Annotated in this window: 1 protein-coding gene and 1 pseudogene (1 of these 2 only partly in view); both read left to right on the top strand. The window is 74.3% G+C overall.

What is annotated here, in order from left to right; all coding sequences use genetic code 11:
* Nucleotides 1–33: 33 nt before the first annotated feature.
* Nucleotides 34–198 (top strand): annotated as a pseudogene (locus tag ABZ452_RS29800) (hypothetical protein); the annotation flags it as partial.
* Between the two features lie 12 nt (nucleotides 199–210).
* Nucleotides 211–8,450, top strand: partial view of an SDR family NAD(P)-dependent oxidoreductase gene (locus ABZ452_RS29795; protein WP_357949924.1) — the beginning only. The gene runs 12,118 nt beyond the window's last position; the window shows 8,240 of its 20,358 coding nt (coding positions 1–8,240); it begins with the start codon at nucleotides 211–213; its stop codon lies off the right edge, out of view.

The raw sequence follows: 8,450 nt of genomic DNA, 5'->3' as shown, positions 1-8,450 counted from the left end.
GCCCTCACCAACGCCGGCCTCACCCCCGCCGACATCGACGCCGTCGAAGCCCACGGCACCGGCACCACCCTCGGCGACCCCATCGAAGCCCAAGCACTCCTGGCCACCTACGGCCGCCACCGCCACGGTGACCAACCCCTGTGGCTCGGCTCCATCAAATCCAACCTCGGACACACCCAAGCCGCCGCCGGCGTCGCCGCCATCATCAAAATGATCCAAGCCCTACACCACGGCCAGCTCCCGAAAACCCTGCACGTCGACACCCCCAGCAGCCACGTCAACTGGTCGAGCGGGTCGGTGGCACTACTGACCCAGCCGCAACCCTGGCCCGCACACCCCGACCGGCCACGCCGCGCCGCCATCTCCTCCTTCGGCCTCTCCGGCACCAACGCCCACCTCATCCTCGAAGCACCCCCGGCAGACACCGCGAGGCCCGTCGTCGGGACCGAGGTCGTGGCCACGAGCGCAGCCGCAGCCACGAACGGGACCAGGGCCGGAACCGTGGCCGAGGTCGTGGCCACGAGCGCAGCCGCAGCCACGAACGGCACCACGGCCGCAACCGCGAGCGGAACGGGAGCCGAGCCGGAGGTCGCGCCGGCCGGCGTCGACGCGGACGCCGTGCCCGTGCCGCTGCTGCTGTCGGGCAAGACCCCGGCCGCGCTGCGGGCTCAGGCCGCCCGTCTCGCCGCGCACCTCAAGGCCCACCCCGACACCCCGCTGAGCGACCTGGCCGGGGCGCTCGCCCACCAGCGCGCCCATCTCGACCACCGCGCCGTCGTCGTCACGACGAACCACACGCACGCCATGGACGCGCTGCGTCAGCTCGCCGACGACCAGCCGCACCCCGAGGTCGTCACCGGCCACGCCACCGACCCCGGCCGCATCGCCCTCGTCTTCGCCGGCCAAGGCTCCCAACACCCCGCCATGGCGAAGGAACTGCTCACCCACCCCGTCTTCGCCGCCCACATCCACGCCTGCGACACCGCCCTCACCACACACGGCCTCAACTGGTCCATCGAAGAAACCCTCACCAGCGGGGCGCCCCTGGACCGCGACGACACCACCCAAATCACCCTCTTCGCCGTCATGACCGGCCTCGCCGCCCTCTGGCACCACCACGGCATCACCCCCGACGCCGTCCTCGGCCACTCCCAAGGCGAAATCGCCGCCGCGTATCACGCCGGCGCACTGACCCTCGAAGACGCCATCACCATCACCGCCACCCGCGCCGGCCACATCACCACCCTGCACGGCACCGGCACCATGGCCTCCATCCCCCTACCCGCCCACCACGTCACCCCCCTCCTCACCGAACACGACGACCTACACATCGCCGCCCACAACAGCCCCACCACCACCGTCATCGCCGGCAACACCACCCAAGTGCACGCACTCGTCGACGCCCTGCAGAACCAGAACGTCCGAGCCCGGATCATCGCCGTCAACTACGCCTCCCACACCCCCCACATCGAACCCCTCCGCGACGCCCTCCTCGCCGGGTTCGGCAACGTCCAGCCACAGCCGTCCCAGACCGCCTTCTACTCCACCGTCACCGGCGCCCAGCGGGACACCACCGAACTCACCGCCGACTACTGGTACGACAACCTCCGCCAACCAGTCCAACTCCACACCGCCACCAAGGCCCTGCTCACCGACGGACACCTCACCTACATCGAAGCCACCCCCCACCCGATCCTCACCCCCACCCTCCAACAAACCTTCGACACCTGGGACACCGCCGACGAACCGCAGACCATCCCCACCCTCAAACGCGACCACAACAGCCAACGCCAATTCCTGCACGCCCTCGCCACCGCCCACACCCACGGCCTCACCGTCAACTGGCACCTCCCGGCGCCCGCCACCCACCTGCCGCTGCCCACCTACCCCTTCCAGCACCAGCGCTACTGGCTCGACCCGGTGCCGGTGGCGTCGACGCCGGCCCACCACGGCCAGTCCGCCGCGGGGCACCCGCTGCTCGCCGCGACGATCACCACCGAGGACGGCACGCGGGTCTTCACCGGGCGGATCACCGTGGACGGCCAGCCGTGGACGAGCGACCACACGGTGGGTGACCAGCGGATCCTGCCCGCCGCGGCCCTGGTCGACGTGGCCCTGCACTGCGGGACCGAGGCCGGTCGGCCGCACCTGCGGGACCTGGCCGTCCACGCGCCGCTGACCCTGACCGAGGCCGACCCGCTGCACCTGCGGGTGGAGGTCGGCCGGCCGGCCGAGGACGGCTGCGCCATCACGATCAGCACCCGGCCTGAGGGGCAGCCGGACGAGCCGTGGACCCGGCACGCCACCGGCCTGCTCACTGCCGCGCCGGGCCCGGCGCCCGTCCCGGTCCTTGCGGGGCCGTCGCCCTCGGCGGAGCCCGTCGACGTGGCCGCGTTCTACGCCGGCCTGGACGATCTCGGCCTGCATTACGGCCCCGCGTTCCGCAACGTGGTCCGGGCGTGGCGGGACGGGGAGAGCGTCCACGCCGACGTCGCGCTGGACCCGGACGCCGATCCCGCCGGCTACGGCATCCACCCGGCCCTGCTGGACGCGGCGATCCACGTGGGCGCCGCGCTGCGTACCAGCGACAGGGTGGCGGTGCCGTTCGCGTTCACCGGGGTCACGGTGCACGCCACCGGGTCGACCGCGCTGCGGGTCACGCTCACCCGCACCGGGCCGGGCGCGGTCGGCGTACGGGCCACGACGCCGCAGGGCGCGCCGGTCCTGGACGTCGAGCGACTCGACACCCGGCCGCTGGACGTCACCGCGCTGCGGGCCGCCCCGCTGCACCGGGTGGTCTGGGAGCCCGTCGCGGCCGCACCAGGCACCGACGGGTACGAGGTGGTCGACGAGGACGGGCTCACCGACCTGCTGCGTACCTCGATGAACGCCCCCGACCTGGTGGTGTATCCGCCGGCGACCGGCGGCGAACCGGTGGCCGGCACGCACGACGCGGTGGCGCGCATGCTGGCCGTCCTGCAGGGCTGGTTGGGCGAGCCCGACCTGGAGGGCTGCCGCCTGGTGGTGCTCACCCGCAACGCCGTCGCCGTCCGCGACGGTGAGGACGTGACCGACCTGGCGGCCGCCGCGTTGTGGGGGCTGCTGCGGGCCGCCCAGACCGAGCACGCCGACCGGTTCGTCCTGGTGGACAGCGACGGCACGGCGGCGAGCGAGGCCGCCCTCGCGGCGGCAGTCGGTTCCGGCGAACCGCAGGTCGCGCTCCGCGACGGCCGGCTGCTCGCCCCGCGCCTGGCGCCGGTCGCGCCGGCGCCGGGCCGCGTGACCGCCCCGCTCTCCCCGGACGGCACGGTCCTCATCACCGGCGGTACGGGCACCCTGGGCGGTCTGCTCGCCACCCACCTGGCGGCCACCGGGCGGGCCCGGCGCCTGCTGCTGGTTGGCCGGCGGGGCGCCGACACCCCGGGCGCGACCGAGCTGGTGGCCCGGCTGCGGGAGCTGGGCGCCGAAGCGACGGTGGTGGCGTGCGACACCGCCGACGAGGAGTCGGTCACCGCGCTGGTCGACGGGGTACCCGACGCGCATCCGCTCACGGCCGTGTTCCACACCGCCGGCGTCCTCGACGACGCTGTACTCACGGGGCTCACCGCCGAGCAGGTGCACGCCGTGCTGCGGCCCAAGGTCGACGCGGCCTGGCACCTGCACCGCGCCACCGAGCACCTTGAGCTGGCGGCGTTCGTGCTCTACTCGTCGATCGCCGGCACCCTCGGCGCCGCCGGGCAGGCCAACTACGCGGCGGCGAACACCTTCCTCGACGCGCTCGCGGAGCACCGGGCCGCGCACGGCCGGCCCGCGCTCAGCCTGGCCTGGGGCTTCTGGGCACAGGCCAGCGGCATGACCGGCCACCTCGACGACGCCGACCACGAGCGGCTCGCCCGGGGCGGGCTGCTCCCGCTGCCCACCGACGAGGCGCTGGCGATGCTGGACGCCGCGCTCGACGGGGGCGCCCCGACCGTCGTACCGACGCGGTGGCACCGACCGGCACTCCGTGCGCGGGCCGAGACGGGCAACCTGCCCCCGCTGCTGCGCGGTCTGGTCCCGGCGGCGGCCCGGCCCGCGGCGGGCCCCGACGGCCCGGCCGGGATCGCGCACCGGCTCGCCGGCCTGACCGGCGACGAGCGGAACGCGCAGCTGCTGGACCTCGTCCGGGCCCAGGTCGCCGTCGTGCTCGGGCACTCGGATGCCGCGGCCGTGCCGGCGCAGCAGCCGTTCAAGGAGCTGGGTCTGGAGTCGGTCACCGCCGTCGAGCTACGTAACCGGCTCACCGCCCTGACCGGGTGGAAGCTGCCCACCACGCTCGTGTTCGACCATCCCACGCCGCTGGCGCTGGCCCGGCACCTCGGCACGCTGCTGTCGGCGGCGCCGGCACCCGCGCCGAGCGCCACCGCCGCCGCGCCGGCGGTCGCCGACGAGCCGATCGCCATCGTCGGCATGGCCTGCCGCTTCCCCGGTGGAGTGGACTCTCCGGAGCGGCTGTGGCAGCTGGTACGCGGCGGGGTCGACGCGATGGCCGGCTTCCCGACCGATCGGGGCTGGGACCTCACGACCCTGCACGATCCCGACCCGGACCGGCCCGGCACCACGTACGCCCGGGAGGGTGGCTTCCTCCGCGACGCCGGCCTGTTCGACGCGGAGTTCTTCGGGATCAGCCCGCGGGAGGCCCTGGCGACGGACCCGCAGCAGCGGCTCCTGCTGGAGACGGCGTGGGAGGTCCTGGAACGGGCGGGGATCGAGCCCACCAGCCTGCGCGGCACGGCCACCGGCGTGTTCGCGGGCGTGGTCTCCCAGGAGTACGCCCCGGCCGCGCTGGCACCGCCCGCGGAGGTCGCCGGCTACCTGCTCACCGGCAACACGACCAGCGTCGCCTCCGGCCGGCTCGCCTACGCGCTCGGTCTCGAAGGGCCCGCGCTGACCGTCGACACCGCCTGCTCGTCGTCGCTGGTGGCCACCCACCTCGCCATGCAGGCCCTGCGCAACGGCGAGTGCACCCTGGCGCTCGCGGGGGGCGCCACGGTGATGGCCACGCCGAAGATCTTCGTGGAGTTCGCCCGGCAGCGGGGCCTGGCCGCCGACGGGCGGTGCAAGCCGTTCGCCGAGTCGGCGGACGGCACCGGCTGGGGTGAGGGGGTGGGCCTGGTCCTGCTGGAGCGGCTGTCGGACGCCCAGCGCAACGGCCACCACGTCCTCGCCGTCATCCGCGGGTCGGCGGTCAACCAGGACGGCGCCAGCAACGGGTTGACCGCCCCCAACGGGCCCGCCCAGCAACGGGTCATCCTGCAGGCACTGGCCAACGCCCGGCTCACCCCCACCGACATCGACGCCGTCGAAGCACACGGCACCGGCACCACCCTCGGCGACCCCATCGAAGCCCAGGCCCTGCTCGCCACCTACGGGCAGAACCGCGACGAGCCGCTGAGGCTAGGGTCGATCAAGTCCAACATCGGGCACACCCAGGCCGCCGCCGGCGTCGCCGGCATCATCAAGATGGTCCAGGCGCTACGACACGGCGAGCTGCCCAAGACGTTGCACGTCGACGCGCCCTCGACGCATGTGGACTGGTCGGCCGGGGCGGTCGCCCTGCTCACCGAGAACACCCCCTGGCCCGACCACGACCGGCCCCGCCGCGCCGCCGTCTCCTCCTTCGGTATCAGCGGCACCAACGCCCACCTGATCATCGAGGAGGCGCCGCCGACCGAAGCCCCGGCGCCGGTCCGGACGCCCGCACCCATGCCGTGGCTGCTGTCGGCGCGGACCCCGGCGGCCCTGCGGGACCAGGCGGCCCGGCTGGCCGCGCACCTCAATGAGCACCCCGAGCTGGAACCGGCCACCGTCGCGCACGCCCTCGCCACCACCCGGGCCACCTTCACCCACCGGGCCGCCGTCATCCCACCGCCGGCCGGCCCGGACGGCGAGCCGCACACCACCGCCGACCTGATCACCGCCCTGCACGCCCTGGCCGCCCGGGAGCCACACCCCAGCCTGGTACACGGATCCGCGCGCGACGGCAAGGTGGCGTTCCTCTTCACCGGCCAGGGCGCCCAGCACCCCGGCATGACCGCCGACCTCTACGCCCGTTTCCCGGTCTACGCCGCCGCTCTCGATGAGGTCTGCGCCGCTCTAGACCCGCACCTGGAGCACCCGCTGCGCGAGGTCATGGCGGGCGAGCACACCGACCTGCTCGGACAGACGCTCTACACCCAGCCCGCCCTGTTCGCCGCCGAGACCGCCATGGTCCGGCTCCTCGACAGCTTCGGCGTCCGGCCCGACCATCTCATCGGGCACTCCATCGGCGAACTCACCGCCGCCCACATCGCCGGCGTCCTCGACCTTGACGACGCCGCACGCCTCGTCACCACCCGCGCCCGACTCATGCACGCCATGCCGCCCGGGGCCATGCTCGCCGTCACCGCACCCCTGGACCGCATCCAACCCCTCCTGGACGCATATCCGGACATGAGCCTGGCCGGACACAACAGCCCCAGCTCACTCGTCCTCGCCGGCAACACCGACGACATCGAGTCGATCGCCAGTCACCTGGCCGCGGACGGGGTGCGCGCCCGGAAGCTACATGTCGCCCATGCCTTCCACTCGGCCCACACCGATCCGATCCTCGACGACTTCCGGGAAGCCGCCGCGCAGATCACCTACCACCCGGCTGCGCTGCCCATCGTGTCCAACCTGACCGGACACCTCGCCACCCACGAACAACTCGCCGACCCCGACTACTGGACCCGCCACATCCGCGAAACCGTCGACTACAACGCCGGCACCAGAACCCTGCACGACCTGGGCGTCACCCACTACATCGAAGTCGGCCCAGACGCGACGCTGAGCACCCTCACCCAGGAAACCCTCACCGACATCACCGCCCTCCCCACCCAACAACGCGGACACGACGGCACCACCACGCTGCTCACCGCCCTCGCCACCGCCCACACCAGCGGCGTCGGCATGGACTGGGCACCGCTGCTCCCCGCCGGCCCGGTCCCGCCGGTGCCGCTGCCCACCTATCCGTTCCAGCACCAGCGGTACTGGCTGCACCACGGGACCACCCTGACCGAGCCGGCGGACCTGGGACTGAGCAGCGCCGGGCACCCACTCCTCGGCGCCGCCATCGAACTCCCCGACGACCAGGGGCACCTCTACACCACCCAGCTGACCCTCGACGCCCATCCCTGGCTGCGCGACCACGCCATCGCCGGCAGCGTCCTGCTCCCCGGCAGCGCGTTCGTCGACCTCGCCCTGCACGCCGGGCACCACACCGGACACCCGTACCTGGACGACCTCACCATCGAGGCGCCGCTGGTCCTCGACGGCCACACGCCGCACGTCCCGCTCCAGATCCACGTCGGCACCCCCGACCGGGACAACCGGCGGGCCGTCACCTTCCGGACCCGGTACGCCACCGACCTGACCTGGCGGGTGGTCGCCACCGGCGCTCTGACCGCCCGGGGCGGGCCGGCCGCCGAGCGCGAGCCGGCGCCGTGGCCGCCCACCGGCGCGATCGCCGTGGACGTGACCGGCCTGTACGCCGCGCTGGCCGGCACGGGCGTCGACTACGGGCCCGCCTTCCAGGGCCTGCGGGCCGCGTGGCGCTCCGCCGACACCATCCACGCCGAGGTGCGGCTCCCCGAGGAGGTCACCACCAGCGGGTACGGGATCCACCCCGCCCTCCTCGACGCCGCCCTGCACCCGCTCGCCCTCACCACGGAAGACGGCGGGTTACGCCTCCCGTTCGCCTGGTCGGGCGTCGCCCTGCACGCCACCGACGCCACCACCCTGCGGGTGCACTTCCGCCGGATCAGCGAAGACGCGGTGACCGTGCGCGCCACCGACCCGGCCGGCAGGCCCGTCATCGACGTCGAATCGCTGACCCTCCGGCCGCTGCCCGAGACCGCCCGCCGCGACGCGGCCGGTCTGTTCACGGTGGCGTGGACGGCCGTCGACGTGGCCCGCTCGGCCGGAACCACGGCGTACCCGATTCTCGACCCGGCGGGACTCGACCGGTTGCTCGACGCGGACGCCGCGCCCGACGAGGTCGTCGTCCTGGCCGTCGCCGGCGGGGCCGGACCGGACGGCGTCGCGGCGCTGGCCAACGAGACCCTCGCGCTGCTGCGGCGCTGGCTGGCCGACGACCGGTGCGGCGCCGGCCGCCTGGTGGTCCTGACCACCGGCGCGGTCGCCGCGACCCCGCACGACGAGGTCGCCGATCTGGCCGGGGCGGCCGTGCGAGGGCTGGTCCGCTCGGCGCAGGTCGAACACCCGGGACGTTTCGTCCTCGTCGACTGGGACGCCGACCCGGCCAGCCGGGCCGCCCTGCCGGACGCCATCGCCACCGGCGAGCCGGAGTTGGCCCTGCGCGAGGGCAGGGCGCTCCGGCCGCGGCTCACCCGAACGCTGCCGGGCACCGGCGCCGACGCCGGCCTGGACCC

Origin of the sequence: Micromonospora sp. NPDC005707 (assembly GCF_040631005.1) — a bacterium.
Classification (GTDB): domain Bacteria; phylum Actinomycetota; class Actinomycetes; order Mycobacteriales; family Micromonosporaceae; genus Micromonospora.
The sequence above is the reverse complement of the archived record's forward strand: the minus strand, read 5'-3'. Positions and strand labels throughout refer to the sequence as shown.